Below are 25,704 nucleotides of genomic sequence, written 5' to 3' on the forward strand. Positions count from 1 at the left end.
AGGGTTTTTTTTGAAGGTATTGCCAATATTTTTTCTGCCGTAATTAATCTCTCATTCTATGCTATAATCTAAGATATTATCAATCTCCTCAAACATTAAACTTATACATCGGAGAGAAAAGTTGGAGAGAGCAAGGATGAAGCAGTTAAAAAAAATCATGCCTTTTTTTATGATTGGCATCGTTTCTATACTGATGGGTAATTCTCAGCAGGACTCAGGCGGAATCATGCTGAAAGATTTTCCTGTCCAATCGATTGTTAAGGATCATCTTTCAGCAGCTGAACAAAAAAATCTGCAAGCTATTATTTTGCTTCCAAAAGGAAGTTTTGATCAAATGGAAGCAGCAGCAATTGTGAAGCGCCTTAATAGGCTACCATTATCTCTGTTGTCCAAAATAGAAGATAAGGGAATAAGGGTAAAGCTTTTTACGGGGAAGCTAACCGATAATCCAACTGCAAAGCAATTTGCTGGAATTATACCAAGAGGGTATATGACGACAAAAACGTGGGATGATGTACCAGGAATTGGCGGCGGACAAACTGTGCTCGTCAAGATTGGTTCAAGCAGAAAAGGGAGCGGGCACGGTTCGGTAAACCTGGAGCTTCATGAACTGGCTCATTCCATTGACTATAAGGTATTGAATTATTATAGTAAAAAGGAACAATTTCTTTCAGCTTGGAATAAAGAGAAAGCTAGTCTTTTTCCACATAGACTGTATTTTCTAAACTATCCTGAGGAATACTTTGCGGAAGCCTTTGCCATGTATTACCTCGGCGGTTCTTATAAAGAATCATTAAAACAGCTGGCACCTTTAACATATAAACTAATTGCCAGCATTAAATAAGCAAATTTAGCAGGAAAAGGATGTTGAATAAATGAAGCAATATTTAGATCTATGCAGACATGTCTTGACAACAGGAACGAAAAAAGAGGATCGTACAGGAACTGGCACTGTTAGTACATTCGGCTACCAAATGCGTTTCGATTTGGCAGAAGGTTTTCCGCTGATCACGACGAAAAAGCTCCACTTGCGTTCAATTATTCATGAGCTTTTATGGTTCTTAAATGGGGATACAAATATCAAGTACTTACAAGATAATAATGTTCGCATTTGGAATGAATGGGCAGATGAAGAAGGCAATCTTGGACCAGTATACGGCCATCAATGGAGATCATGGACATCAAGGGATGGTAGCACGGTAGATCAGATAGCTGAATTGATTCACACAATCAAAAATAACCCGGATTCGCGCAGAATGATTGTAAGTGCATGGAATGTCGGTGATATACCTGAAATGGCATTGCCGCCTTGTCACTGTCTGTTTCAGTTTTATGTAGCAGACGGGAAATTGTCTTGTCAATTGTACCAGCGTTCTGCCGATGTATTTTTAGGTGTGCCTTTTAATATCTCCTCATACGCTTTATTAACCTATATGATCGCCCAAGTATGTGATCTTGAAGTTGGGGAGTTTATCCATACATTTGGTGATGTTCATATTTATAATAATCATATAGAGCAAGTGGAATTACAGCTTACAAGAGAACCAAAGCCACTGCCGTATCTTGTGCTGAATAAAGAGGTTAAAGACATTTTCTCGTTCAAATATGAAGATTTTGAAATCGTGAATTATGAAGCACACCCACATATTAAAGGAGTTGTTAGTGTATGATTTCTTTAATTGTAGCGATGGACGATAAGCAGGCAATCGGAATAAATAACCAATTGCCTTGGCATTTACCCGAAGACTTAAAGTATTTCAAAAAGGTGACAACAGGTCACCCAATCATAATGGGTCGTAAAACGAGAGATTCGATTGGAAGAAACTTGCCTAACAGGGAAAATGTAATTTTAACGAGAGACAAAAATTATACTTGTGAAGGTTGTACAGTATTGTATTCTATTGATGAATTTAAAAAGTGGCAGGAAGCAAAGGATGAGGAGATTTTTATCATCGGCGGGTCTGAAATTTTTAAAGAAACAATCGACATTACGGACAGACTGTACATTACGGAAATTAGCGGAGAATTTGAGGCAGACACTTATTTTCCTCAAATCGACTGGAATGAGTGGCATGTTATTAGTGAAACAAAAGGCATTAGAGATGAAAAGAATAATTATGATTACCGCTTCCTTGTATATGAAAAGAATAAATAACAAAAAAAAACCAAATCACAGTTGATTTGGTTTTTTTATACATAAAATAAGATGCAAAAATACATGAACGAGCTTCCAGCTAACACAAATACATGCCAGATTGCATGGAAGTATGGGGTTTTTTGGAGCACATAAAATATGCTTCCGATTGTATAAAACAAACCGCCAATAATGAGCAGAATGGCACCTTGTGTTCCAATAGCATGGAATAAAGGAACAATTGCTGAAACTATCAGCCAGCCCATAATGACGTACAGAATTGTGGAGGCAATAATAAATTTCTTCACAAAATAGCATTTAAATACTATCCCTGCAACGGCAAGTCCCCAAACAATCCCGAATAATGTCCAGCCAAGCGGTCCCCTTATTGCTACAAGTAAAAAGGGTGTATACGTTCCTGCAATCAGCAAATAGATGGCAGAATGATCGAGAATTTCAAAGAAATCCTTAAGCTTACTGTATGTTGTGCTGTGAAGAAGAGTCGAGCATAAATACAAGATGACCATTGTTGCTCCAAATATCGTAAAGCTGACGATTCTCCACGGATTATCTGTTTCAGTTGCATAAAGGATTAAAAAAACAAGTGCTGGAATGCTTAACAAAAAGCCGATTCCATGTGTAATGCTGTTGGCTATTTCTTCTTTTACAGAAAAATTCATTCCATCACCTCATCTTTATTCTAAAGGAACAACGGTCGAAAAACAAATGAAGACAAAGAAATGAAACAAAAATAGGTCAGAAACGTACTACTTACTAAGGAGGCTTGGACATTTGATACACTTGAATTTTATATTTTTGCTTATATTGATTGGAACATGTCTACGTTATCTTATTTATGGCGAGTTTGATGCATCATCTATTGTCTTGGCTTCTTTGTTTCCCATTACGTCTGTCTTCATGTATATTGCTGCAAGCCATTTAGCTAAAAAGGAACAAGCATATATACCGAAAACTCACGACAACTGGTCCTTTTATGTGCTGCAAAAACTGCTGCACAAACCGAAGCCTCTTTTTAAAGGGAAGGAAAGTATAGGTGTTTACAAACGCTTTTATGTAAAAGGCTGGCACAGGGTTATCGACAGCCTGTTGGAAGGGAAAGCACCAATGTACTATTCCTTTTTCCTAACTATTGGCGAACATAATTACAAAGTAGAGTGGCAGCGGAATAAGTTTTTTTCCAACAATGATAACTGGGTCATTTATAAAGATGGGAAGTATTTTGGTAAAGCAGCAACTGTTTTTCATTTGAAAAATGCGGTCCAATTAAAAGAATGCATAAAAGCAACATTTGATAATACCGAATTGGTTGCCACCTCACGTACGATAAAGGGGGAAGCTGTTCTACAATGTGATGATAAAGTTGTAGGAACCATAAAGCGCAGCAGTCTGGTGAGCAGTGCTCATATATTATATATGGATGAAGATTTAGATATTTACATTTTGGTATTATTGCTTTTCCGGATGTATTATAAGTGATACTGAAGATGGATTAATAAAAATTCCGATACCTTTCAACTATTTAATGTGAAAAAACAAAAAATTTAGAATTATTTTATGGTTTTACCCTTATGACATGTTATAATGTACAAATTAATGGTGGAAATGAGGGTGTGGATATGGAACAAAATGTAATGAAAAAAATGGTGCAGCTGGAGGATATTCTAATTGCATACCAGCGAATTAAAGACATAGTGGCCCATACTCCTTTACAAAAGAATCATAGATTATCAGAAAAATATGATTGTAATATCTATATCAAAAGAGAAGATTTACAGCATGTTCGTTCCTTTAAATTAAGAGGAGCCTTTTATTCTATGGTAATGCAGGAAAAAGAAAAAATGAAAAATGGAGTAGTATGTGCAAGTGCAGGGAATCATGCGCAGGGAGTCGCCTATTCATGCCGGTATTTAGGTGTGCATGGGAAGATTTTTATGCCTGCAACAACACCGAAGCAAAAAGTAACACAGGTGAAAATGTTTGGTAAAAATTATGTCGAGGTTGTTCTTGTTGGAGATACGTTTGACGACTCGTACGAAGAGGCAATCAAGTGTGCCACTGGGGAAGAGCGCGCATTTATCCATCCGTTTAATGATGAGCATGTGATTGCAGGGCAAGGAACAGTTGGGATTGAGATTATGAATGACATTGATGAGCCTGTCGATTATGTATTTGCAAGCATTGGCGGGGGCGGACTTATGGCAGGATTAAGCACTTATATTAAAGGTGTGTCTCCTGCAACGAAAATGATCGGTGTCGAGCCAGCAGGCGCTCCTTCGATGAAGGAGGCTATCCTGCAGCGCCAAGTTGTCACCCTTAATAAGATTGATAAATTTGTTGACGGTGCTGCCGTCAAGCGTGTTGGCGAAAAAAGCTATGATGTGTGTAAACAGCTGCTGGAGGATATTCTTCTTGTTCCAGAAGGAAAGGTGTGCACATCTATACTCTCCCTTTATAATGAGCACGCAATTGTCGCAGAGCCGGCAGGTGCTCTCCCTGTTGCTGCATTGGATTTATATAGGGACAAGATTAAAGGCAAGAATGTCGTTGTTGTTATAAGCGGAGGCAATAACGATATTGACAGAATGCAGGATATTAAAGAAAGATCCTTGTTATATGAAGGACTGCTTTATCATTTTATCGTCAATTTCCCGCAAAGAGCAGGAGCACTAAGGGAATTCCTTGATGAGGTGTTAGGGCCTGATGATGATATAACAAGGTTTGAATATATTAAGAAAAACAATAAGGAAAATGGACCAGCGTTAGTCGGACTGGAGCTAAAACACAGGGAAGACTATAAAGGACTTATTGAAAGAATGGACATTAAGGGCTTTGCTTATACAGAGCTTAATAAAGATTCTAATTTATTTAATTTGCTCGTTTAAAATCAAGTGCACGGTTGAATGAAACATAAGGAGTCACTTAAATAAGCCTCGGCTGTTATGCGAATTTCTAACTAAATTTCGTTTAATAGCCGGGGTTCTTTCTTTGCAGATTTGTGACTTTCCGGACAAGCCATTTGGATTTGTTAAATCATACAATCTGAATGGATTTCTATATAGAAAGGTTGTTAGATTAGGATATTACTTGCTAACTATAGGTCTAATGTTGTATAATTTATGTTTAAGAAAACGCTTAACAATTGATTAGATTTTTAAAAGGGAAGTGTAAAATGAAAAGAGTTAAAATTGTTACTGACTCCACCGTAGATTTGGCAGATGAATTAATTGAAAAATATGAAATTGAAGTGATTCCTTTATCCATAACAATTAATGGGGAAACTTTTTTAGATAGAGTAGATATTGAACCAGCAGAATTTATTCAAAAAATGAAGGAAGTAGACAATCTTCCGAAAACATCTCAACCTCCAGTAGGCTTGTTTTTGGAAACCTACAATAAGCTTAATGAACAGGGATATGAGATCATTTCTATTCATATGACTGGCGGAATGAGCGGAACAGTCGATTCTGCTCGCAGTGCTGCTTCTTTAACAGAGGCAAATGTTACCGTATTTGATTCTGAGTTTATTTCGAAAGCCTTATCCTTTCAGGTTATAGAAGCAGCAATATGTGCACAAAATGGCAACAACAAAAATGAAATCCTCGAAAAAATTCAGCATATTAAGAAGCATACGAAGCTATATGTTGTGGTGGATACACTTGAAAACCTGATAAAAGGCGGAAGAATAGGCAAAGGGAAAGCTTTTATCGGTTCACTCTTGAACATAAAGCCGATCGCCTCATTAGAAGAAGGAGTATACAACCCTGTCACAAAAGTACGAAGCAGAGCGCAAGCAGTTAAGTATTTGGCAAATGCGTTTGCAGAGGATTGCTTAGGTAAAACAATTAAAAGAGTTGGTATTACACATGCAGACAGTCTCGACTATGCCAAAATGCTTCAGGAAGCAATTGAAAAGGTGTCAGGCTTTAATAAAATCGAAATAGATTTCACTACACCAGTTATAAGTACACACACAGGACCAGGAGCATTAGGATTCAGCTACTACGTTGAATAGACTGAAAATTTTTAAGGTTTGCAGAAAAAGGAAATGCTAGTATTTGCTTAAAACTACATGCAAGCTCCAGTTAAATGAAGTTCACGCTGTGAATTTGTATGTGTTAGCACCTTACAGACAACGTGCATCTTGGTGGAGCCTTTCTCCACAGAATGCTTCAAAAAATTTTCACATTATCAACAAACGTAGAATAAAAAAGTTCGTCGACAGAATAAGGAGATTGATACTATATCAATCTCTTTTTTGTTGTTTCATAGGACTGTGACATGCTTTTGGAACATATATTGTAGTGGGGAAGCGATAAAGGGGGAGTTATTAAATGGCGTATTTTGGTTCGAAAGGCTGGTATGTTAGCCGTCTGAAAGAATTGGGAATAAACCGACATCCACAAGAACAAAGGAAGCTTGAATTATACAAAACATATATGTTAAGGAATTTATATCAGGAGCAGCTCGAAAAAATAAAAGGAGAAGTTTAGTGATATGAAAGTAGTTAGACGCCAACTTGCTTTTAAAAAAAGTTAGCGAAATAAGAGGGAATTAGTATGAATCTGTCGAATTCTTTTAATTAAATTTCTAGAAAAGGAATAAAAAGGATTTGGTGGATATGATGATAAAAAAAATGAAGCAGATTCCTCTATTAAATAAAATTCAAATATTCTCTTTCTGTATGCCTTTATTTCTTTTAGCGTGTGCTGCTATAGCTATTTTTGCAATCTTTTCCTACGAATGGAAGGAAGACTTGACTTATCGTGCTGACAGTCTGTTAAAGAATGCAGAATATCAGCTAACGAATGCTGATAAAAGCAGCACGATAAGTGATCAAGATAAGGAAATGCTCACATCCTTTCTAACAATACAAAATGAACCGGTAGAGAATACATATATTTGCTTATATGATGAGTCCTCTGCATGCCAGGAGTGGTCAGTCATTCATCAGGACGGCACATATTCGTCTGTAAGCAGTACGGCATTACAGGAAATATACAATCAAATTGGGCGAAAAGGCGTTTCACATAACAGTGATGATTTTCTTGGCTTTCATAAGGAAAACAGCAGCTATTTTTATACTGCCTTCCTTCCTTTAAAGGATGAATATGACAATATAGTCGGTGGAATTGGCATGGATATATCTGCAGATGATTTATTTCAGCATATTCATAAGCTACTTGCTGCTATCATTGCTATATTTGTTGTGACTGCACTCCTTTTGTTTGTATATACGAAAATAACCATAAGTAAATACCTCCTTCCATTAAAGGAGGTTATTTGGGGACTTCAGGAGATTAGCAGCGGCAATTTAGAGGTAGAGCTAACTAGCCATGGTGCTTCTGATATTAGGATGATAAGTGAGAGCCTTAACGAGATGGTTAGGAAACTCGCTATGCTATTTACAAGACTGTCTAAAACCTCCAAAGAATTAGGTACTTTATCGCGTGATATCGAATTGAATTCGGTGGAAGAGGCACTGAATGAAATGGATAATATTATGAATTACACGAAAATCCACCGGGAATTGCAGCGTGCAGAAAAAATGAATGCAATCGGTCAACTTGCGGCATCTGTTGCACATGAAATAAGAAATCCGATGACGGTTGTTAAAGGGTTTCTACAAATATTCTTGGCGAAGGAGCATATAAGCGAAGAGGAGCGTATGTACATAAAGCTCATGATTGAAGAAATGAATCGGGCTGAGACAATCATCAATGATTATTTATCCTTGGCTAAGCCGGGAATTGAGCAAACAGAAAAAATTGATGGTCAAGATATGATAATAAAAGTCATTGATCTTATGTACTCCTATGCCATGATGTCGAAAAGTATTACATTTGAACGGGACATCCAGCAAGTATTTTTACGTGCAAACAACAGTGAATTAAAGCAAGTATTAATCAATATTCTTAAAAACGGGATTGAATCGATGCAGCAGGGCGGAGTATTAAGTGTTTATCTATATACAAAAGAAGGGTATGGAATATTTGAAATAAAGGATACTGGTATTGGAATGACAGAGGAAGAATTAAGCAGGCTTGGCACTGCCTTTTATTCCTTAAAGGAAAAAGGAACAGGCATGGGATTAATGGTCAGCTACCAAATGATTGAACAGATGAAAGGCAAAATAGAAGTGGAAAGTAAAAGAGGCGTTGGAACAACATTTAAAGTATTTATTCCACTTTATTAAACATGAAAAAAACTCTATTAGCACTTTGTACATTCTTAAACATTATTGGATTGTTTATATTATTATAAGGGCCTAAAGGATAGGTCTTTTTTAAATAAAACAAGGACGAGTAGAAAAGATTTTCGTATAGTTTTCGTTGATATGTAGAAGGATAAAAATGTAAAAAATATTCTACTGACGATATGTTATAATGATTAAAAATGGAATAAAGGTAGGTGTATATAAATGAGACCATTTACCTTAATAATTTCTATTATTACGCTTTTATTGCTTTCTTCTTGTGGCAACAATACCTCTTTTCATAAAAATAATGGAAAAGAAACTGTATTGGCCATGAAGCAGGAAGTCCCTGAGAGCTTTGTTTCGGAGGAATTGAATGTGGTCGCAGCAGGTGATTCCTTAACACAAGGGGTCGGTGACAGCACTGGTACAGGAGGCTATGTCCCTTATTTACAGAAATTATTTCAGCAAGAACAGGGAATAGGCACCGTAACCATTAGCAATTATGGTGTAAAAGGCAATAGGACGGACCAGCTTTTGAAAAAAATTAAATCTGCTGAAGTGAAGCAGTCCATTAGTGATGCTGATATGGTTATTTTAACAATCGGTGGAAATGATATTATGAAGGTTGTTAGGGACCATATCTCAAATTTACAGCTTGATGATTTTACACCTCAGATGAAAACCTTCGAAACAAATCTTTATAACGTTCTGAGAGAAATTCGCAAAGACAATCAACAGGCAGCAATTGTTCTTGTTGGAGTATATAATCCGTTTACGAAGTGGTTTGCAGATGTTGATGAGATGAATGATATTGTGGCAGAATGGAATCGGACCGGGGAAAACATACTTACCCTTTATGACAACACGTATTTTGTCCCAATTGAACAAATCTTTTCAGATACAACGGAAAACCTATTGTATACAGATTATTTTCACCCTAATGATAAGGGCTATAAGTTGATTGCTGATGAAATATACACGAAAGTTAAAGAAACAGCCATTGGGGATATTTTGGCGACAAAGCGCATGAATAGAGAGAACAGGGGAGAATGAGTTTGTTTAAGAAAAAATGGAAAGCAGCATTTTTACTATTAGCAGGCATCAATATTGTTATACTGCTTGCACTTGTCCTGCTTATATTTTTACCTGCGGACAGGTCAACTTCGGACAATGCGGATGCAGGAAATGATGAGGTTATACCGTTTCAGGTCACAACGAATAAGGAAGACTTGACACTGCTCATCAACAGCTATTTGGAAAAGGAAGGCTTAAATGGACCTGTCCATTATGAGGTTAACCTATCAGATGAAGTAGAGCTTTTCGGTTATTTACCGATTTTTAACAGCGACATTGAAATGAAATTAACATTTGAACCAATCCCGCTTGAAAATGGAGATCTCACATTAAAGCAAAAGTCAATCAGTATTGGACAGCTGTCCTTACCAGTATCTTATGTGATGAAGTTTATTGAAAATCAATATAAGCTCCCAACCTGGGTTAATATTAATCCAGATGATGAGACGATTGATGTACATTTAACAAATATGAAGATTGGGGACGGCATGAGTGCGGAAGTGAAGGAGTTTGATCTTGAAAATGACCGCATTCAATTTAATCTTCTCCTTCCTGTTAATGAATAAAAGTAAATACTTAAAAAAGGGCAGAATGAAATTTCTGCCTTTTTATATGGAAATCAGCAATATTTCGGCGCTTACATCTGCTGAGGTACCCTCTAGAATTAGAGCTGAATAAGCTTTGTTTTCCTTTAATGTGAGCGGAGGAAAGCTTGCTAGTTTGCTGTTTGTTTCCGCATCCTTTGCCTCTAAGTAGACAGTCATAGGGTAAAGTCCAAGATAGGAAGTAGCCGCCTTTAAATGTAAATTGGGGAAAACAACATCACCTTTTTGAACGGCAATATTTAATGCATACATTTTGGGATGAAGATGTATGATACGCAGCTTTGTTTCTGATGGATGGACAAAAGGGTCTTCTTGGTAGGTATAAAGCTTTAAGTAATTATTTGCTGATTCTAAAAAGGTAATGGTATGAAAGATATTGCTTTCAACAAGAATTTTTTGGCTGCAAAGGGAGTCAACCATTGCGCCTGTTTCATAGATGTCAACTTGATAGCGGCCGACTGGCAATGTCATGTCATTTGTTACCGATTTAAAGGAGACCTCTTTAAACAGCTTTACTCCATTTATATAAATATCGACAATAGGCTTTTGGGCAGCTGTATGGATGAATCTTAGTTTGCCGTACTCTGTTTGCCTGTCTAAGTCTGTTGTTATCGAGTTTTGGGGCAATGCTTTTCTAAGAACTTCGAGATGCTTTTGATAATAGTATATATGGAGGTCTGGATTAGTATATTTATAATAATCACTCAGCAGATTGTACATTCCGGCTTCTTGGAAGGGATAGCTGTCTCCTTGTTTTTGCATGGTTTTCACTCCTGTTTCCTAAAAGATGATAACAGTTTATGCATGCATTAAGATACAGTGCCTATTTTAAAAATAATCTTAACAAGGTGAATTTTATGTACAAATTAGAAAGAATGGAATATAATAGTTATTAACTACAACGGAAAGGGTGATGACGATGAAAACAACAATCTGTGTAAATAAGGCAATTGCATTCATCGTACAGCCCACTGCTTACTTGCACCTTAAGTAAGTATCTTTTATCCTGCATATTTCATGCATGAGAAAACCATGGGCTGTACGTCGCTTATGGTTTTTTATTATGCTTAAAAATGGAGGATAAAAATGGATTTAACTAAAATGGGTTTTAATGACAATATAAATAGCGCTTTAGCACAATTAAACAAGGAAGGTCTCATTGCTGGACGGGTTGCTTTAGAGCATAAGAGACTTTATCGAGTATATACGGAAATAGGAGAATTATTGTGTGAGGTTTCAGGGAAACTTTCCTTTGATGCTGTTGGCAGAGACGATTATCCAGCTGTAGGCGATTGGGTGGCTGTATTGCCTCGCAATGGCGAAGCGAAAGGAACCATCATTTCCGTCCTTCCGAGGAAAAGTAAGTTTTCCAGAAAAGCAGCAGGATTGACAACAGAGGAGCAAATTGTCGCCGCAAATGTCGATACTATTTTCCTTGTCAATTCCTTAAATGAGGATTTGAATTTACGAAGAATAGAAAGATACTTGACACTGACATGGGAAAGCGGAGCAAATCCAGTGATCCTGCTTACAAAATCTGAGCTTGCTGACAATATGGCAGACAAAATTGCCAGTGTGGAATCCATTGCATTTGGTGTTCCAGTTATCGCTCTCAGTGTCCATGAAAAGCAGGGGCTTGACTCCTTAAATGATTATTTGCTCCCTCAAAAAACAATTGCGTTATTAGGGTCCTCTGGTGTTGGAAAGTCAACACTGACTAATTATTTGCTTGGTTATGAAAAGCAATTAGTGAAAAACATTAGAGAGGATGATGATAAGGGGCGTCATACAACAACATATCGAGAAATGGTTGTACTGCCTAATGGCTGTGTGCTGATTGATACACCAGGAATGAGAGAGCTGCAGCTTTGGAACAGTAATTCCGGTTTATCAGAAAGCTTTACAGATGTCGAGCACCTTGCAGCAGATTGTCGTTTCAGGGATTGCAGCCATCTAGGTGAAGCCGGTTGTGCTGTTAAGCAGGCCGTAGAGGACGGCAGATTGGAAGAAAGCCGTCTCAACAGCTATTTCAAGATGAACAAAGAGCTCGCCTATTTGGAAAGAAGGCAAAGCAAAAAAGCACAGGCAGATGAAAAGAAGAAGTGGAAAAGTATTCACAAGGCGATAAAAACAAAGCGTAAATAAGCAGACTTTTAGGGAGTGCGGGTCATGCACTCCCATTATAATTTTTCTGATATACAATCATTTTGAGCCGTCTTTTTGCTTTATTGAGCGAATTTGTTTAAGCTAAATAAAAGATGTGTTGTCACACTCCCTTTGGGGAATATAAAAAGATATTTAATATATAGAGAATAGAGGTGTGTCGTATGGAACAACAATACGAAAAAGCAACATTTGCCGGCGGCTGTTTCTGGTGTATGGTTAAACCTTTTGACCAGCAGCCTGGAATTATTTCAGTCGTTTCAGGCTATACAGGCGGACATAAGGAAAATCCTACTTATAAGGAGGTCTGTTCTGAGACAACAGGTCATTATGAGGCAGTCCAGATTACGTTCGATCCTTCGCTGTTTCCTTACGAAAAGCTTCTTGAAGTCTACTGGCAGCAAATTGACCCGACAGATCCGGGCGGCCAGTTTTTTGACAGAGGGTTGTCCTATCAAACCGCGATATTCTATCATAATGAAGAACAGAAAAAAATAGCTGAGGAATCAAAAAAAGCTTTAGGAGAACGCGGCAAATTCAACAAGCCGATTGCGACAAAGATCATTCCCGCAACTGCGTTTTATGATGCGGAGGAATATCATCAAGATTACTATAAGAAAAATTCGCTGCATTATAATGCCTATCATGTAGGATCAGGCAGAGCCGCGTTTATTAAAAATAACTGGGGGGATAAGCATGAATAAAAACGAATTGAAAGAAAAGCTGACACCAATTCAATATGAAGTGACACAAAACAACGGAACAGAACCGCCGTTTCATAATGAGTATTGGAACGAATTTGCGGACGGCATTTATGTCGATGTCATCTCAGGCAAACCATTGTTCAGCTCAAATGACAAGTATGATGCAGGCTGCGGCTGGCCGAGCTTCACAAAACCAATCGCAGAAGAGGATCTTGTTGAAAATACAGATACAAGCCATTTTATGGTGAGAACAGAGGTAAGAACAAAGGAAACTGATTCCCATCTTGGCCATGTCTTCAACGATGGACCACATCCAACAGGATTACGCTACTGCATGAATTCTGCATCGCTTCGCTTCGTTAGAAAAGAAGACCTAGAAGCAGAAGGTTATGGGAAATATAAAGTTTTGTTTGACGAAGATTGATAATAAGGCAAAAGGCAATCCTTTTAGGATTGCCTCTTTTAGTTATCTTGCACGATAACTGATGAAATCTGTACCCTGTGAAAACCGGAAGTATTATGAGAAGAAGACTTTCCTGTCGTCCGAAACGACACTGTGTGCTTGCTGTCAGAAAGCCCGCCGGCTATATAAAGGGAACGAGGCTTTTTGAAGGGCCACCATGTTGAAATGCTCGTGACAAACTCGTCATCAATATAAACATCCACCAAGCCTCCTAAAGGACTTCTTATCATATTTGCCCCAAGATATGTGCCCGTGAAGGTAAAGTCAATGCTTGCTCCTTTTTCATCAGAAGTATAATAGCCTTCCCTTTTAATAAAAGAGCTGTCTTTAAAGATATAGTTGTTTTTTGTTTCCATATTGATGGCCATTGCAGAATACTCATTTTTGGGAACATCTGTGTTTGTATTCCCTGCTTGAATTCTTGCTTCTAAATACTGATAAATATAATCACTATATAGCAAATAGCCATCGTCATTTGGATGGATTAAATCTTTTGTTAAACGTTTCATGCTCTTGCCTGATTCATTAAATGGAATTCTCATATCCAGATTTATCGCATTTACCTCTTTTGATACTTCCGCAATTGTATCTACGAAATTTTCATTGTCTAAGCTGCTTTCCGTTAGTGTAATAATTTCAGCAACCGGGTATTTCTCCTTAACTTGCATAAGCAGCTGGCTGTAAAAGGTGTAGAATACTTCCTTATTCATATATTTACGATCATTTTCACCGAATACGATAAAAACAAGATCAATATTCTTAAGGGAGGAATTTCTGAATTTATATAAGCCTTCGAAAGCTGTAGCCCCGCTTTGTACAAGCATATTCCTCTGCATTGGTGAGCCATGCGTTTCAAACATGGACTGCTCTAACAAGTAAAACCATTTTGTTTGATCCTTGCTTGCACCAGACCCTCTGCCGATACTGTCACCAATTACTAAATAAGATATTGGCTCACTTGATCTAATTTTGTCAAAGACATTTTTGGCGGTAGAGCTTGTCTGTTTTGGCTGGTAGAGGCAATAAAGCAAAACGAAAGCTAATCCAATCACACAGCTGATTAAAAGAGTATAGGTTTTGGTTTTCATAGGATTAACTGTACGCCCTTTCTAATTTTTTTCATGGTTTATTATATCCTAACGAATCTTCAATAAACATAAAGAATAATACTTTTAAGCTTCATAGAATGCTAATTATCTTTCATTAGTGAATAATGCTTGCACCATTATTTCATGTTATGTATAGTATACGTTATATCATTTCGGATAAGGAAGATGCACGATGACAAAATCTTTTTACCATTTTTTAATGAAATTCCGACATCCCGAGCCAAAGGACGCCATCAGCAGATTTGCAAATCATGCTTATTTAGATCACAGTTTTCCTAAAAACAGCTTTGACTATGATGAAGTGAGCAATTATTTGGAGCTTAATGGCCATTATTTAGACAGTATGAGAATCTTTGATGAAGCATGGGAGACCTACTTATTCCAAGAAGAGAAGGAAACACGCTATTAGCATTTTGCAGTTGCTGCTGCAAAATGCTTTTTTTTGTTTAGGAACTTGTAAGCGGCTTTTCTATAATGAGTATTCTAAAATAGTTTGTCAGCTACATATATTGGATTAAACAAAACACCAATTTCTAACTTGCCATATTAATTTTAAAAAAACGGAGGGGAAATAGGGTGGAGCATTGGCGATTAGCAAGTGAGATGCATATATTATTTCAAGAATAGATAAAAAGAGAACAAAAAAGGATGAAGATGAGATGTTGATTGATGAAAGGTTGCGTTGTTTCATTAATCCCCCAACGTAAACGTTCAAGTCTTTAAGCATGAATGTGGGGGAGTGTCGCCATACCAGTGGCAAAAATATCGCACAATCTGTTTAGAGAGGACTTTTAACTATGGGAAATCGAAAAAAACCGAAATTTAAAATTGGCGATACAGTTGTCATCACCATATACGGTACTGTCGGAAAAATCACGAACGTAAAGTGGCTTGATGACATGCATGTCTATGAAGTGAATAAAAGTGAGGGCTTGTACTTAGAATCCAGCCTGCAAATGCTTTCCGAATTTGAAGGTGAACTAATGGATACAGAAAAAATAGACATTGAATATCGCTACTTTATAGGTGATCTTGTCAAAGTAAAAGGCTATGGTTCCAACCTCTTTAAAATAATGGGCTTCCGAACTGAAATATGGCGTTATAAGTCAGATGCATGGGAAGACATCATTTACGAGTTGTCTAGAGTAAGTGATGGGGATTGGCTTGAGGCTGGTGAAGAGGAGCTGACATTAGTAGCAGACGCAGAAAATGCCGACAGTTTTATTCAGAAATTAGGACTTTTGTATATAATGGATAAAAAGAAGAAGCCTGTTAATCTGCAAAAAACAAATAGCTCTTACCGAAAAACGGAAAAAGAGCTGCTGGAAAGCACGAAGGAAAAACAGGAATTAATCGATGGTTTACTTGATATTTATAACGATTATCATATACTACATGAATTATTTCAGGACAATGAGTATGAACAGGCGATGAGACTGACAATAAGAAAGCTGAAGCAGCTAAGCAGTAAGGATGATAAGCCTGCACTATAATAATTGAATTACAAGATTAAATAGAGAAAGTATGGGATGCATCCAAATACTATTAGAGAAAACAAAACTTGAAGCCCTTTGTCAAAGATTCTCAAGATATTACCGTTTTCCTCATTAACATCTTCTTTCACTACTGCGACTAAATGCTGCAACGTTTTCATGGTAATTTTCCCCCTATAAATCTCGGATTATAGTAATGTTTTCTTGTTATTAGTAATGAATATGAGCATGACCATCTAAACATGTCTCTATTTACTTGAAAAATATTTTAATTTATCACATAATTTGTACAAATGCTTTGCATTTTTTATGCATTGTGACATATATTCTTACTAAAGGGGGCGATATGCTTGAAAGAGATTGATGTAATAATAGATACGGAGGAAATTGCTGAGTTTTTCTTTCGTGAGCTATTAAAAAGGGGATACGTTCCCACAGAAGAAGAGATGGATGAATTGGCTGACATCACGTTTGAATATTTGCTTGAAAAATGCATTATTGATGAAGAATTGGATGACTAGCTTGCGATGTAAGTTTGTAAAAAACAGTTAATTATATAAAGATGTATGAATGCATATGGCAGGAGATTACTCTTGCCATTTTTTTATGGAGAAAATAATGAGTAATCATGAAACCTTTTTGTTATTGATGCGTAAATCAAATTACTAAATTCAAATTACGGTAACAGGAGGAAAAAGAATGTCTATATTTAAAAAAGCGTTGGCAAGTGTGGGGGTTGGTGCTGCTAAAATTGATGCAGTGCTGGATAAGAGGGATTATATGCCAGGTGAAAAGTTAGCGGGAGAAATAAATATTGTCGGCGGCAATGTGGAGCAGAATATTGAAGCAATTTATGTAAGACTGTATACAGAATATGAAGTGGAGCACGATGATAAAAAAGAAACACGCACAGCTTTAATAGGAGAATTTATGGCAGCAGGCGCCTTCACGATAAGTGTAAAGGAAAAAAAGGTAATCCCATTTTCTGGTACTCTTCCACATGATATTCCTTATACCATAGGAAAAACAAAGGTATGGATTTCAACTGGCCTCGATATTAAGCAAGCTATTGATCCAAGCGATGTAGATCCAATTAATATTATTCCATCTCCACTTGTTGATGAAGTGTTTCGTGCATTTCAAGAATTAGGCTTTAAAATGAAAAGTGGTGTTTGCAAGGAGGCTGGCAGGCGGCATCAACTGAGACTGCCATTTGTACAGGAATTTGAGTTCATCCCATATGCAGGAGACTTTCGCGGGAAGCTGGATGAAGTGGAACTTGTGATACTGTCTTCTGGTGAAAATGCAATGGAAGTTATGTTGCAAATTGACAGGAAAGCGCGTGGACTTTCTGGCTTATTCGCAGAAGCACTTGACATGGATGAAAGCTATGTATCATTAAGTATTCACAAACATGAGTTGCCAGGATTAAAGAATACTCTTTACCAGTTGATTAATAAATACGCCTAAAGACCTTCAAGCGTGTACCATTGTTGCACACGCTTTTTGTTTTGACTTAGTTCTTTCTTTCTCTTGCAGACATTTCCTTACCATGTGCTTCTTGTTCTGCTATAATAGCCTCTTTTGGTATATGATTATTCTTTTTAGGAGAGTTAATTCGATTGCGATGCTTTTTTCCCATAATATTATCTGTCTCCTTACATGTCTGTTTTTAGAATATTATCATTGATTAAGCATGTTTTCCCAAACCTATGGAAAACCTAAAGTTAGTATTGCCGATTAAAGATTTGTTATCCTGCAATTAATTGTATTTAACCTAAAACTAGAATATGATATAGTACAAATAGTGATTGTTTAAGATATGGAAATGATTCCTATTATTATTTAAAAGAATGTTCTTAAAACTTGGAGGTACTTAAAATGAGTGTACATATTGGAGCAAAAGAAAACGAAATCGCAGAAACGGTTCTTCTGCCTGGAGATCCTTTGCGAGCAAAATATATTGCAGAAACCTTTTTAGAAAATGCGGTTTGTTATAATGAAGTGCGCAACATGTTTGGATATACTGGTACATATAAAGGAAAAAGAATCTCTGTACAAGGGACAGGCATGGGAGCACCATCCATTGCCATTTATGTTAACGAATTAATGACTAGCTACAATGTCCAAAACCTAATAAGAGTTGGTACCTGTGGAGCAATTCAACAGGACGTTAAGGTTCGCGATGTTATCCTTGCTATGAGTGCATCAACGGATTCGCAAATGAACCGTCTAACGTTCGGCGGTGTTGATTATGCGCCGACAGCTAATTTTGATCTGCTTAAAAAAGCGTATGATGCAGGCATTGAGAAGGGGCTTTCCCTTAAGGTTGGAAATGTATTTACAGCAGATAGTTTCTATAATGACAACTCTGAGCTGGAAAAATGGGCGGAATATCAAATTCTTGCTATCGAGATGGAATCAGCTGCATTGTATACATTAGCAGCAAAATTCAATCGCAATGCATTATCCGTACTTACTGTCAGCGATCATGTACTGACTGGTGAAGAAACAACGGCTGAAGAAAGACAAACAACTTTCAATGAAATGATTGAAGTATCACTTGAAGCTGCAATAAAGTAACGTAAGCGTAAATCGTTACCTGGAACAAAGAGTAATATGGGGTGTAGAATGAAAAAACTATTGCTGCTGCTGCTGTTTACTTTCCTTTTAACAGGATGCAGTAAATTGGATGGCATTACAGATCATATACCTTTCTTAAACAAAGAAAAGGAATCGGAAGAAACAGCCGTGAATAATGACAATTCTGGACAAACAAACGATCAAGATACGGTAGATAGTACAGAAGAAGAGCTTCCATGGACTTTAGAGGCTGCTTTTTTCAATGATATTAAGGTTGTGGATGGCAGAAACATCATCCAAAATCCAACCAATACAGTGTCATTAGTTAACAAAAGCTTTGGGCTGCCAGATGGATACGCACCTGAGGATCTTATCAGGCCAGAAGTTCAGTTTTCCTTTGGTAATCAGGATATAGAGAAAAGCTATATGAGAAAGGAAGCTGCTGCATCTTTAGCTGATATGTTCAATGCTGCCAAAAAGGACGAAATCATTCTTTATGCAGTATCAGGCTATCGTTCTTATGACCGTCAGTCCGTTTTGTATGATGCAGAGATTGACAAGGTTGGACAGAAGAAAGCGGAGGAAGCAGTCGCATATCCTGGTAACAGTGAACACCAGACAGGGTTAGCAATGGATATATCTGCTAAAAGTGTCGACTTCCTGCTTACAGAGGACTTCGAAGATACGAAAGAAGGCAAATGGCTAAAAGATAATGCACATCTTTATGGGTATATTCTTCGTTATCCGAAAGGAAAAGAGGATATTACTAAATATAAATTTGAGCCATGGCATTTCCGTTATGTCGGCGAAAAATCTGCAAACGATATATATGAAAACAATTGGACACTTGAAGAATATTTTGAACAGGTTAGAAAAATCTAAGTTAGGTTAATTGTTCAAAATTTATTCATAATTATGTCATGATTTAAACCAATTTTTTTGATACTGTTGAGTATAAAAGGCATGTATCACGGTGCCTAAAGGGCAAATGAAAGTGGTGAATTATTTGGAGAATGAAAACAACGTAAATGAAGAAACGGAAAAAGAAGCAGGCGATAAAGATTCCAGCTTTATCCGCATTAAGAAATTTCACTTTGTTATGCTTATCTTCTTTACTGTTATTTTGGCAGCTGGTATTACAACGGTTGCCTTGGCATTTGGTGAGGAGCCAGCGGTGACGGTAGGCACAGATCGAAGTGAATTTTCAAAGCTTTATTCAGCATATGATACTATCAAGGATAAATATTATCAGGATGTTGAAACAGAGGACCTCGTCAATGGAGCGATTGACGGCATGTTCACAGCACTAGATGATCCATATTCCGATTATATGAACCAAGAGGAAGCAACAAGCTTTAATGAAAGTATTTCTTCTTCCTTTGAAGGAATTGGAGCTGAAATTCAGGAAAAGGATGACAGCATCATTGTTGTATCACCAATTAAAGGCTCACCTGCAGAAAAAGCAGGAATTAAGCCGAATGACAAAATTTTAAGTGTTGATGGCAAGAGCTTGCAAGGGATGAGTTCATCTGAAGCAGTCCTTCTTATAAGAGGTAAAAAAGGGACAACGGTCAGCCTTGAAATTGAAAGACCTGGTGTTGAAGATACATTAAAAATTGATATTGTTAGGGATACAATTCCTATTGATACAGTATACGGAGAATTACGTAAGGACGGTATTGCTGAAATACAAATTACGAGCTTCTCCGCTGATACAGCACAAGAGCTTACAGATAAACTGAATGAGTTCAAGGAAAAAGGAATGAAGGGGATTGTACTTGACTTGAGACAAAATCCAGGCGGATTATTAACTCAGGTGCAAGCAATTGCCAATTTGTTTGTTCCAGACGGAAAGGTGATTTTCCAAGTCGAGCATAAGAATGGAAAAATCGAACAAGTCGCATCAGACAATGAAAATTCCAATACATTACCGCTAGTTGTATTGATTGATGAAGGCAGTGCCTCAGCTTCTGAAATACTCGCTGGAGCAGTTAATCAATCTGCGGACGTTCCATTAGTGGGTGTAAAATCCTTCGGTAAAGGAACAGTTCAAAGTGCAATAGAACTATCTGACGGAAGTAACATTAAGTTTACAACAGATAAATGGCTGACACCGAATGGCAGCTGGATTCATGAAAAAGGAATTGAGCCAACGTATAAGGTGGAGCTTCCAAGCTATGCGAAGCTGACAGTTATTAATCCAGAGACAAAGCTGAAGCTTGATTCAAATTCCAATGAAGTAAAGTCAGCGCAAGAAATGCTGAACGCGCTTGGCTATAAGGTCGACAACGCAAACGGCTACTTCGATGAGAGCACAGAAGAAGCAACTAAGGAATTCCAAGAGAAGGAAAAGTTAAAAGTTGACGGTGTAATTACTGGAGATACGACAACAAAGCTAATGGAAAAACTTAGTGAAAAGATCCAAAAAAACGATACACAAATGAAAAAAGCGATTGAAATACTGCAAGAAAAACTGAAAAAGTAACAAATGGAAGGAGCGGCACTCTATTTGCCCTCCTTTTTCCATTGTTTCTACCTTATGAGAAGAGAATTAGGGGGATAAAGATGAAAAAAACAGAAGTGTTTATATTGTCAGGGTTTTTAGGCAGCGGTAAAACAACCTTATTAAAAGAATTGCTTTTACATGAAAAAGCACAAGGCAGAAAAGTGGCAGTTCTCATGAATGAATTTGGGGATATATCCATTGATTCGAACGAAGTCGATGAAGATATACCGTTAAAGGAGCTGTTAGGAGGCTGCGTTTGCTGCACCATACAGGATAAGCTGGAAGGTCAGCTTCAATCCTTACTGATTGAGGAAAAACCAGATGTAATCTATTTAGAGACAACTGGAGCGGCACATCCGGTTGAAACGATGGATAGCATTCTTTCCCCATATTTCGCAGATAGATTAAGCTTAAAAGGGATTATTACAGTAGTTGATGGCAAGCTTTGGCTTGAGCGTAAAAAAATGAGTCCAAGCGTGCAGCAGCTGCTGATTGAACAGGTTCGTCATGGAAATATGCTGTTAATTAATAAACAGGATCAACTGACAGAGGAAGAAAAAGCAAGGATTACATTTGAGCTTCAAAGTATAAATCCACAGGCCTTTACGATGTTAACAAACTATTCAAAGCTGCCCTTTCATAGGTTGAAGGATATGGTTATGCAGTTTGCAAATGATACTGTTAAAACAACGATTCAAACATTACAGTTAAGTTCGTTTGTTTATCAATTTCAGCATACCATATCAGCAGAGAAATTTGAGACATTCTTGAAGGAACTGCCAGATACTATTTATCGCATTAAAGGCTATGTACAATTTCATCAAAATAGCTATCCAGACCTTTTTCAATATTCCTATGGAATGCCTTTAATGATGAGAGAAGACATGAAAATGCCGTTAAATTTAGTGTTTATCGGTGAAGATATAGACTGGAAGGAAATGAAGGACAAGCTGGATATGCTTTAATATATAAGATTTCCAGCCATAGCCAGAATGGAACTTTCGTAAAAAGGGCAAACTTTCTTTAGTTAAAGGAAAGAGGAGGATAATCTTGTTCAAGAAGCGAAAGTTTTTTCCTTGTTTTGTACTTTTGGTCAGTTTGTTTTGTACATCAACGGCAAATGCCGCACCAGTGGACAGCATTTCACCTAAATATGGTATCCAACTGCTTGAATGGAAGGATGCAGATGTAATTATTCCTCGCTACAGCAAGTTTTCTATCTATGATGTCGAAACAGGTAAAGTATTTCATGTCCAGCGGAGGGCAGGTTCTCAGCATGCAGATGTCCAGCCTTTAACCACCGCGGACACCGAGATTATGAAGGGAATTTATAATGGCAAATGGAGCTGGAAACGAAGAGCAATATTTGTTTTACAGGATCAATACATGCTCGCTGCATCCATGCATGGAATGCCACATGGAGCAGGATCTTTAGCTAATAAATTCCCAGGCCATTTTTGTGTGCATTTCTTAGGAAGTACTACACATAAGACGGATAATATGGATCTATCCCATAAATTGATGGTATATAAAGCAGCAGGCATCCTGACACAAGAATTGGATAAACAAAATCCAAATGAGACTGTGCAATCCTTTGTAGCTGGAATGAAAGAACAGGATAATACAATCCTTAACCATTTAAGCTCCAAGAAAATAAATTGGACTAAGGCTTTGGCAAATGTTGAAAATGTTAAGCTGTTAAGAATAGAGGAAGTGCAAGCAAAGGATTACCTATCCAAAACATCTGTTCACATAACAATAGAGTGGCAGCTGTATATCCAAAATGAAAAAAGGAAAAGTGAGAATAAAACACTAACGCTTGTTAGAAGCACGCCACTTGATCCATGGAAGGTGTTAACGGACGATGGGTTAATGCCATTATGAGTAAAAAAAGCCGTATGCAGCTAGCATACGGCTTTTACGAGCAGCCACTTTTGGAATGCTAAATACATTCCTTTTTCCTTATTTCATCTCTCCAAATTTGGCGAAAGTCCGTTCTTCATCAACTAAACCACAAGCAGCACATTGGATACGATAGTCAGGTCCCTTATATCCCATATGAAAGGGAGAAAGATTTTCTGCTGTGTATTCTTCTACTATATCCCCAGTCTGTGGGTCTAATTTTACTGATTGAGGCACTTGCTGAATAATATTAAAGCGACTCCGATTTGTTCTGCAGTTCGGACAAGCATACGGTGTACTCATGACCAAACTCCCTTCTTTAAAGAATGCATTCTGTTATTACTATTCCATCCTTTAACTGTTTATATACCTGTTAAAAGCCAAGTTTACAAGGCATTTATTGAGATAGTTACAATTATTGCGCTGATGATATGTACGACAAGTTATTGTCATAAATGTTATATAACAATAGCCACTTTCATGCTGTCAATACTAAAAAAACTGAATTATATTACTCATATGGGATATTAAGGGAAATGAAATATTTTATTGATTCACTATTAAATATAGGAAGATGTAATGCGGGAGAAGTGATTGCTAGCTTGATAGATTCACAATCAAAAAAGTTAATAGAGAATGAGTTGGTTATTGGAAGAATCATCCTTAAATATGACAAAAATCGTATGTTATGATTTGTCTGTAAGCAAGCACGAATACAAGCTTTATATTCAAGGAGGATATAATCGAATGAACAAAAAAGTGATTTTATCAACTGCAGCTGCAGCAGCTCTATTAATGTCAAGCCCATTAATGCAAAAAGCAAATGCAGCATCTAACACTACACAAGAATCTACAAAAGTAGTCTATCAATCTTACAATTTAAATGAAGATCAAATAAATGCATTAATAAAACAATTTTCAGGTCGTGTGGACGTTAACAAGCTATTAAGCTCATTGGAAGCAAGGTCTGGTACGACAGCAAATAAACAGACAGAAAGCACGAAAGCTCCAGAGAAAACAACAACAACTGCAGAAAAAACAACAAGCACTGCTAAGCAACAAACGAATACAACATCTAAACCACAGCAAGCAGCAACAACAACTCAAGCAGCTTCTTCTGTTAGTGCGTTTGAAAAGCAGGTTGTTGAACTAACAAATGCAGAACGAGCAAAAAATGGTCTTCCTGCTCTGACACTTGATACAAATTTAAGCAAAGTTGCGCGAGCTAAATCAGAGGATATGAGTAAAAATAATTATTTTGACCATACAAGCCCAACTTATGGAAGCCCGTTTGACATGATGAAGCAATTCGGGATTTCCTATAAAGCAGCAGGTGAAAATATTGCTAAAGGCCAAACAACTCCAGAACAAGTTGTAAAAGCATGGATGAACAGCGAAGGACACCGCGCCAATATTCTAAGTAACAAATTTACACATATTGGTGTTGGCTACGTGGCTAACGGAAATTACTGGACACAACAATTTATTGGTAAGTAAAAAAAGGGCACTGTACTTTACTATGGAGATTAGTTCTGTAGAAAACCAAAAAAAACGAACAATAAATTCTGACCAAAGGTTCCATTTCCTTTGGTCCTTTTTTATACGAAAATTTCCGCGGTTTTGAATATTATTATTTTTACCTATAACCATATACTTTAGTGGTTTTTTTGCTGAGAAATTTATATAATAGTTTTTCAAATGATTCACTTGAAGAAAATGATAAAAATAAGATCAAGCAAATAGGGAATAATAAAGAAATACTATTATAGGAGAATTCAGCGTGGAAATTAGACAAGCAACGATAAATGACTTAGAAAAAATCATGCATATAGCAGCAAAAACAGTGAAGATAATGAATGAAGAGGGTAATGACCAATGGTCGGATAAATACCCTGCTGAAAAGGATTTTAAGGCAGATATTGAAAATGATGCTTTGTTCGTAGCAATCATGGACGATAAAGTAGTTGGATCCATTGCGATTGACCGTCTTGGCGGGAAGAATTATGACTTGATAGAATGGACATTGTCTGATGATAATTATTATGTTATTCACCGTCTTATGGTCAATCCAGAAATTCGTGGCGGAGGCATTGCAAGCAAGCTTCTATCCTTTGCCGAAGCCTTTGCTAAAGAAAATGATACATTTTACTTAAAAACAGACACTTATGCTATAAACGAAAAAGCGCAAAATCTTTTCTTGAAGAACGGCTTTAACAAGGCTGGGGAACTGCATTTTCCTGGAAAAGAGCGCCCATTCTACTGCTTTGACAAAGCCTTTAAATAAAAAAAGAATCAACTCAGCTTCACGAGTTGATTTTTTTTATGGTTGAGGAATTTTAACGGAAAGTATTCCGTATTTCAATTCACATGAAATGTCTTCTTTTATGAAAGTAGTTGGCAATGTGATTACTTTGTGAAAGCTTCTGTTTTGTCTTTCCTTCAAATAATAAGCGTATTCCTCGTGCAGCGTTTTGTATTGACCAGCTATATGGAGTTCATTACCTTCACATTTTATCCCAATGTTTTCTGACATAATGCCAGGAAGCTCTACTTCAATAAAGTAATGGCCATCTTTTACATAGAAGTCACAGGGTGGAAATTGATTATTGCTTTTAATGCTATTCCGATTACTGAAAAAAGCCTGCTGACTTGCGTCTTGAAAGAGATTATTCCAAAGCTTTTCATTTGTTGGATTTTCGTGAAACTGAAAAATCTTTTCGAGATTTTCGAAAGACATTGTTTTTCATCCTT

31 protein-coding genes are annotated in these 25,704 nt (G+C 37.1%); 24 read left to right on the top strand and 7 right to left on the bottom strand.

All coding sequences use genetic code 11. The features are described 5' to 3' along the window. Positions 1-136: 136 nt before the first annotated feature. Genes CEQ21_RS20550 through CEQ21_RS20560 form a run of 3 tightly spaced genes read left to right on the top strand, consistent with a single transcriptional unit; the run spans position 137 to position 2,155 of the window. On the top strand, positions 137-844 hold the full coding sequence (locus tag CEQ21_RS20550; RefSeq protein WP_185766106.1) for an anthrax toxin lethal factor-related metalloendopeptidase: 708 nt from the start codon (positions 137-139) through the stop codon (positions 842-844). Between the two features lie 31 nt (positions 845-875). Then, a complete protein-coding gene (locus CEQ21_RS20555; protein WP_185766107.1) occupies positions 876-1,670 on the top strand; it encodes a thymidylate synthase in 795 nt (264 codons plus the stop codon). Further along, positions 1,667-2,155 carry a dihydrofolate reductase gene (locus CEQ21_RS20560; RefSeq protein ID WP_185766108.1) on the top strand — a complete coding sequence of 163 codons (489 nt, stop codon included), beginning with the start codon at positions 1,667-1,669 and terminating at the stop codon, positions 2,153-2,155. The genes CEQ21_RS20555 and CEQ21_RS20560 overlap by 4 nt, the downstream gene beginning before the upstream one ends. A 35-nt stretch (positions 2,156-2,190) precedes the next feature. On the opposite strand, the gene trhA is transcribed toward CEQ21_RS20560, so the two are convergent. After that, complete coding sequence (gene trhA, locus CEQ21_RS20565) at positions 2,191-2,814, bottom strand: PAQR family membrane homeostasis protein TrhA (RefSeq protein ID WP_185766109.1); 624 nt, start codon at positions 2,812-2,814, stop codon at positions 2,191-2,193. Between the two features lie 112 nt (positions 2,815-2,926). Here trhA and CEQ21_RS20570 point away from each other — a divergent pair, with 112 nt between their 5' ends. The 7 genes from CEQ21_RS20570 (at position 2,927) to CEQ21_RS20600 (ending at position 9,991) form a co-directional block, all read left to right on the top strand. Continuing rightward, complete coding sequence (locus CEQ21_RS20570) at positions 2,927-3,631, top strand: tubby C-terminal domain-like protein (protein WP_185766110.1); 705 nt, start codon at positions 2,927-2,929, stop codon at positions 3,629-3,631. Between the two features lie 140 nt (positions 3,632-3,771). After that, positions 3,772-5,037, top strand: coding sequence for a threonine ammonia-lyase IlvA (ilvA, locus tag CEQ21_RS20575; protein ID WP_185766111.1), 1,266 nt, complete (start codon positions 3,772-3,774; stop codon positions 5,035-5,037). A 287-nt stretch (positions 5,038-5,324) separates the two neighbouring features. Continuing rightward, on the top strand, positions 5,325-6,167 hold the full coding sequence (locus CEQ21_RS20580) for a DegV family protein (RefSeq protein ID WP_185766112.1): 843 nt from the start codon (positions 5,325-5,327) through the stop codon (positions 6,165-6,167). A gap of 319 nt (positions 6,168-6,486) precedes the next feature. Continuing rightward, complete coding sequence (locus CEQ21_RS20585; RefSeq protein ID WP_185766113.1) at positions 6,487-6,645, top strand: YflJ family protein; 159 nt, start codon at positions 6,487-6,489, stop codon at positions 6,643-6,645. Positions 6,646-6,773: 128 nt separating this feature from the next. Continuing rightward, positions 6,774-8,348, top strand: coding sequence for an ATP-binding protein (locus CEQ21_RS20590; RefSeq protein ID WP_185766114.1), 1,575 nt, complete (start codon positions 6,774-6,776; stop codon positions 8,346-8,348). A gap of 225 nt (positions 8,349-8,573) precedes the next feature. Then, positions 8,574-9,404 (top strand): SGNH/GDSL hydrolase family protein, encoded by an 831-nt coding sequence (locus CEQ21_RS20595; RefSeq protein WP_185766115.1) that lies wholly within the window; start codon positions 8,574-8,576, stop codon positions 9,402-9,404. Between the two features lie 2 nt (positions 9,405-9,406). Continuing rightward, the gene (locus CEQ21_RS20600) at positions 9,407-9,991 is read left to right on the top strand and encodes a YpmS family protein (RefSeq protein WP_235907293.1); all 585 of its coding nucleotides are present in this window, start codon (positions 9,407-9,409) and stop codon (positions 9,989-9,991) included. A 42-nt stretch (positions 9,992-10,033) separates the two neighbouring features. Here the strand turns inward: CEQ21_RS20600 and CEQ21_RS20605 are convergent, their stop codons facing one another. Then, complete coding sequence (locus CEQ21_RS20605; protein WP_185766117.1) at positions 10,034-10,792, bottom strand: DUF4397 domain-containing protein; 759 nt, start codon at positions 10,790-10,792, stop codon at positions 10,034-10,036. Between the two features lie 324 nt (positions 10,793-11,116). On the opposite strand from CEQ21_RS20605, the gene rsgA reads away from it, so the two are divergent. The 3 genes from rsgA (at position 11,117) to msrB (ending at position 13,321) form a co-directional block, all read left to right on the top strand. Continuing rightward, entirely contained in the window at positions 11,117-12,175 is a 1,059-nt protein-coding gene (gene rsgA, locus CEQ21_RS20610) for a ribosome small subunit-dependent GTPase A (protein WP_185766118.1), read from the top strand. Between the two features lie 182 nt (positions 12,176-12,357). Further along, complete coding sequence (gene msrA / locus CEQ21_RS20615; RefSeq protein WP_185766119.1) at positions 12,358-12,897, top strand: peptide-methionine (S)-S-oxide reductase MsrA; 540 nt, start codon at positions 12,358-12,360, stop codon at positions 12,895-12,897. Beyond that, a complete protein-coding gene (msrB, locus tag CEQ21_RS20620; protein WP_185766120.1) occupies positions 12,890-13,321 on the top strand; it encodes a peptide-methionine (R)-S-oxide reductase MsrB in 432 nt (143 codons plus the stop codon). Before msrA ends, msrB begins: the two co-directional genes overlap by 8 nt. 38 nt (positions 13,322-13,359) lie before the next feature. On the opposite strand, the gene CEQ21_RS20625 is transcribed toward msrB, so the two are convergent. Next, positions 13,360-14,448 (bottom strand): SGNH/GDSL hydrolase family protein, encoded by a 1,089-nt coding sequence (locus CEQ21_RS20625; RefSeq protein ID WP_185766121.1) that lies wholly within the window; start codon positions 14,446-14,448, stop codon positions 13,360-13,362. Between the two features lie 193 nt (positions 14,449-14,641). Between CEQ21_RS20625 and CEQ21_RS20630 the strand changes: the two genes are divergently transcribed. Further along, positions 14,642-14,878: a YozE family protein gene (locus CEQ21_RS20630; protein ID WP_144453003.1), complete on the top strand. Its 237-nt coding sequence runs from the start codon at positions 14,642-14,644 to the stop codon at positions 14,876-14,878. 388 nt (positions 14,879-15,266) lie between these two features. Continuing rightward, positions 15,267-15,962, top strand: a complete 696-nt coding sequence (locus CEQ21_RS20635) for a hypothetical protein (RefSeq protein WP_185766122.1) — start codon at positions 15,267-15,269, stop codon at positions 15,960-15,962. Positions 15,963-15,970: 8 nt separating this feature from the next. Here the strand turns inward: CEQ21_RS20635 and CEQ21_RS20640 are convergent, their stop codons facing one another. Next, positions 15,971-16,123 (bottom strand): hypothetical protein, encoded by a 153-nt coding sequence (locus tag CEQ21_RS20640; protein ID WP_185766123.1) that lies wholly within the window; start codon positions 16,121-16,123, stop codon positions 15,971-15,973. A 189-nt stretch (positions 16,124-16,312) separates the two neighbouring features. Here CEQ21_RS20640 and CEQ21_RS20645 point away from each other — a divergent pair, with 189 nt between their 5' ends. After that, on the top strand, positions 16,313-16,483 hold the full coding sequence (locus CEQ21_RS20645) for a YozD family protein (RefSeq protein WP_127737719.1): 171 nt from the start codon (positions 16,313-16,315) through the stop codon (positions 16,481-16,483). Between the two features lie 178 nt (positions 16,484-16,661). Continuing rightward, the gene (locus CEQ21_RS20650; RefSeq protein ID WP_185766124.1) at positions 16,662-17,432 is read left to right on the top strand and encodes a sporulation protein; all 771 of its coding nucleotides are present in this window, start codon (positions 16,662-16,664) and stop codon (positions 17,430-17,432) included. 46 nt (positions 17,433-17,478) lie between these two features. On the opposite strand, the gene CEQ21_RS27295 is transcribed toward CEQ21_RS20650, so the two are convergent. After that, complete coding sequence (locus CEQ21_RS27295; RefSeq protein WP_259347199.1) at positions 17,479-17,604, bottom strand: hypothetical protein; 126 nt, start codon at positions 17,602-17,604, stop codon at positions 17,479-17,481. A gap of 239 nt (positions 17,605-17,843) precedes the next feature. Here CEQ21_RS27295 and deoD point away from each other — a divergent pair, with 239 nt between their 5' ends. The 5 genes from deoD (at position 17,844) to CEQ21_RS20675 (ending at position 22,935) form a co-directional block, all read left to right on the top strand. Then, positions 17,844-18,545, top strand: coding sequence for a purine-nucleoside phosphorylase (deoD, locus tag CEQ21_RS20655; protein ID WP_185766125.1), 702 nt, complete (start codon positions 17,844-17,846; stop codon positions 18,543-18,545). A 48-nt stretch (positions 18,546-18,593) separates the two neighbouring features. Next, positions 18,594-19,427, top strand: a complete 834-nt coding sequence (locus tag CEQ21_RS20660; protein WP_185766126.1) for a M15 family metallopeptidase — start codon at positions 18,594-18,596, stop codon at positions 19,425-19,427. Positions 19,428-19,533: 106 nt separating this feature from the next. Beyond that, entirely contained in the window at positions 19,534-21,030 is a 1,497-nt protein-coding gene (locus CEQ21_RS20665) for a lmo1851 family serine protease (protein ID WP_185767357.1), read from the top strand. A gap of 80 nt (positions 21,031-21,110) precedes the next feature. Beyond that, a complete protein-coding gene (locus CEQ21_RS20670; RefSeq protein ID WP_185766127.1) occupies positions 21,111-22,016 on the top strand; it encodes a CobW family GTP-binding protein in 906 nt (301 codons plus the stop codon). Between the two features lie 85 nt (positions 22,017-22,101). Next, a complete protein-coding gene (locus CEQ21_RS20675) occupies positions 22,102-22,935 on the top strand; it encodes a hypothetical protein (protein ID WP_185766128.1) in 834 nt (277 codons plus the stop codon). A 78-nt stretch (positions 22,936-23,013) separates the two neighbouring features. Here the strand turns inward: CEQ21_RS20675 and CEQ21_RS20680 are convergent, their stop codons facing one another. Then, complete coding sequence (locus CEQ21_RS20680; RefSeq protein WP_144453017.1) at positions 23,014-23,256, bottom strand: DNA alkylation repair protein; 243 nt, start codon at positions 23,254-23,256, stop codon at positions 23,014-23,016. 444 nt (positions 23,257-23,700) lie between these two features. Here CEQ21_RS20680 and CEQ21_RS20685 point away from each other — a divergent pair, with 444 nt between their 5' ends. Both CEQ21_RS20685 and CEQ21_RS20690 read left to right on the top strand, forming a co-directional pair. Continuing rightward, on the top strand, positions 23,701-24,450 hold the full coding sequence (locus tag CEQ21_RS20685) for a CAP domain-containing protein (protein ID WP_185766129.1): 750 nt from the start codon (positions 23,701-23,703) through the stop codon (positions 24,448-24,450). Between the two features lie 283 nt (positions 24,451-24,733). Next, on the top strand, positions 24,734-25,237 hold the full coding sequence (locus tag CEQ21_RS20690) for a GNAT family N-acetyltransferase (protein ID WP_185766130.1): 504 nt from the start codon (positions 24,734-24,736) through the stop codon (positions 25,235-25,237). A gap of 36 nt (positions 25,238-25,273) precedes the next feature. Here the strand turns inward: CEQ21_RS20690 and CEQ21_RS20695 are convergent, their stop codons facing one another. Then, a complete protein-coding gene (locus CEQ21_RS20695) occupies positions 25,274-25,690 on the bottom strand; it encodes an Hsp20/alpha crystallin family protein (protein WP_185766131.1) in 417 nt (138 codons plus the stop codon). Positions 25,691-25,704 lie beyond the last annotated feature (14 nt).

The organism is Niallia circulans, from assembly GCF_007273535.1.
In the GTDB taxonomy this organism is placed as follows: Bacteria; Bacillota; Bacilli; order Bacillales; family Cytobacillaceae; genus Niallia; species Niallia circulans_B.

What these genes read in the sequence shown, in the direction of transcription:
- trhA (WP_185766109.1), bottom strand. Translation starts at nt 2,814, where the DNA reads ATGAATTTTTCTGTAAAAGAAGAAATAGCCAACAGCATTACACATGGA.
- CEQ21_RS20660 (WP_185766126.1), top strand. Translation starts at nt 18,594, where the DNA reads ATGAAAAAACTATTGCTGCTGCTGCTGTTTACTTTCCTTTTAACAGGA.
- rsgA (WP_185766118.1), top strand. Translation starts at nt 11,117, where the DNA reads ATGGATTTAACTAAAATGGGTTTTAATGACAATATAAATAGCGCTTTA.
- CEQ21_RS20590 (WP_185766114.1), top strand. Translation starts at nt 6,774, where the DNA reads ATGATGATAAAAAAAATGAAGCAGATTCCTCTATTAAATAAAATTCAA.
- ilvA (WP_185766111.1), top strand. Translation starts at nt 3,772, where the DNA reads ATGGAACAAAATGTAATGAAAAAAATGGTGCAGCTGGAGGATATTCTA.
- CEQ21_RS20650 (WP_185766124.1), top strand. Translation starts at nt 16,662, where the DNA reads ATGTCTATATTTAAAAAAGCGTTGGCAAGTGTGGGGGTTGGTGCTGCT.
- CEQ21_RS20580 (WP_185766112.1), top strand. Translation starts at nt 5,325, where the DNA reads ATGAAAAGAGTTAAAATTGTTACTGACTCCACCGTAGATTTGGCAGAT.
- CEQ21_RS20695 (WP_185766131.1), bottom strand. Translation starts at nt 25,690, where the DNA reads ATGTCTTTCGAAAATCTCGAAAAGATTTTTCAGTTTCACGAAAATCCA.
- CEQ21_RS20560 (WP_185766108.1), top strand. Translation starts at nt 1,667, where the DNA reads ATGATTTCTTTAATTGTAGCGATGGACGATAAGCAGGCAATCGGAATA.
- CEQ21_RS20595 (WP_185766115.1), top strand. Translation starts at nt 8,574, where the DNA reads ATGAGACCATTTACCTTAATAATTTCTATTATTACGCTTTTATTGCTT.
- deoD (WP_185766125.1), top strand. Translation starts at nt 17,844, where the DNA reads ATGAGTGTACATATTGGAGCAAAAGAAAACGAAATCGCAGAAACGGTT.
- CEQ21_RS20670 (WP_185766127.1), top strand. Translation starts at nt 21,111, where the DNA reads ATGAAAAAAACAGAAGTGTTTATATTGTCAGGGTTTTTAGGCAGCGGT.
- CEQ21_RS20640 (WP_185766123.1), bottom strand. Translation starts at nt 16,123, where the DNA reads ATGAAAACGTTGCAGCATTTAGTCGCAGTAGTGAAAGAAGATGTTAAT.
- CEQ21_RS20625 (WP_185766121.1), bottom strand. Translation starts at nt 14,448, where the DNA reads ATGAAAACCAAAACCTATACTCTTTTAATCAGCTGTGTGATTGGATTA.
- CEQ21_RS20630 (WP_144453003.1), top strand. Translation starts at nt 14,642, where the DNA reads ATGACAAAATCTTTTTACCATTTTTTAATGAAATTCCGACATCCCGAG.
- CEQ21_RS20680 (WP_144453017.1), bottom strand. Translation starts at nt 23,256, where the DNA reads ATGAGTACACCGTATGCTTGTCCGAACTGCAGAACAAATCGGAGTCGC.
- msrB (WP_185766120.1), top strand. Translation starts at nt 12,890, where the DNA reads ATGAATAAAAACGAATTGAAAGAAAAGCTGACACCAATTCAATATGAA.
- msrA (WP_185766119.1), top strand. Translation starts at nt 12,358, where the DNA reads ATGGAACAACAATACGAAAAAGCAACATTTGCCGGCGGCTGTTTCTGG.
- CEQ21_RS20665 (WP_185767357.1), top strand. Translation starts at nt 19,534, where the DNA reads ATGAAAGTGGTGAATTATTTGGAGAATGAAAACAACGTAAATGAAGAA.
- CEQ21_RS20635 (WP_185766122.1), top strand. Translation starts at nt 15,267, where the DNA reads ATGGGAAATCGAAAAAAACCGAAATTTAAAATTGGCGATACAGTTGTC.
- CEQ21_RS20585 (WP_185766113.1), top strand. Translation starts at nt 6,487, where the DNA reads ATGGCGTATTTTGGTTCGAAAGGCTGGTATGTTAGCCGTCTGAAAGAA.
- CEQ21_RS20605 (WP_185766117.1), bottom strand. Translation starts at nt 10,792, where the DNA reads ATGCAAAAACAAGGAGACAGCTATCCCTTCCAAGAAGCCGGAATGTAC.
- CEQ21_RS20555 (WP_185766107.1), top strand. Translation starts at nt 876, where the DNA reads ATGAAGCAATATTTAGATCTATGCAGACATGTCTTGACAACAGGAACG.
- CEQ21_RS20550 (WP_185766106.1), top strand. Translation starts at nt 137, where the DNA reads ATGAAGCAGTTAAAAAAAATCATGCCTTTTTTTATGATTGGCATCGTT.
- CEQ21_RS27295 (WP_259347199.1), bottom strand. Translation starts at nt 17,604, where the DNA reads ATGGGAAAAAAGCATCGCAATCGAATTAACTCTCCTAAAAAGAATAAT.
- CEQ21_RS20685 (WP_185766129.1), top strand. Translation starts at nt 23,701, where the DNA reads ATGAACAAAAAAGTGATTTTATCAACTGCAGCTGCAGCAGCTCTATTA.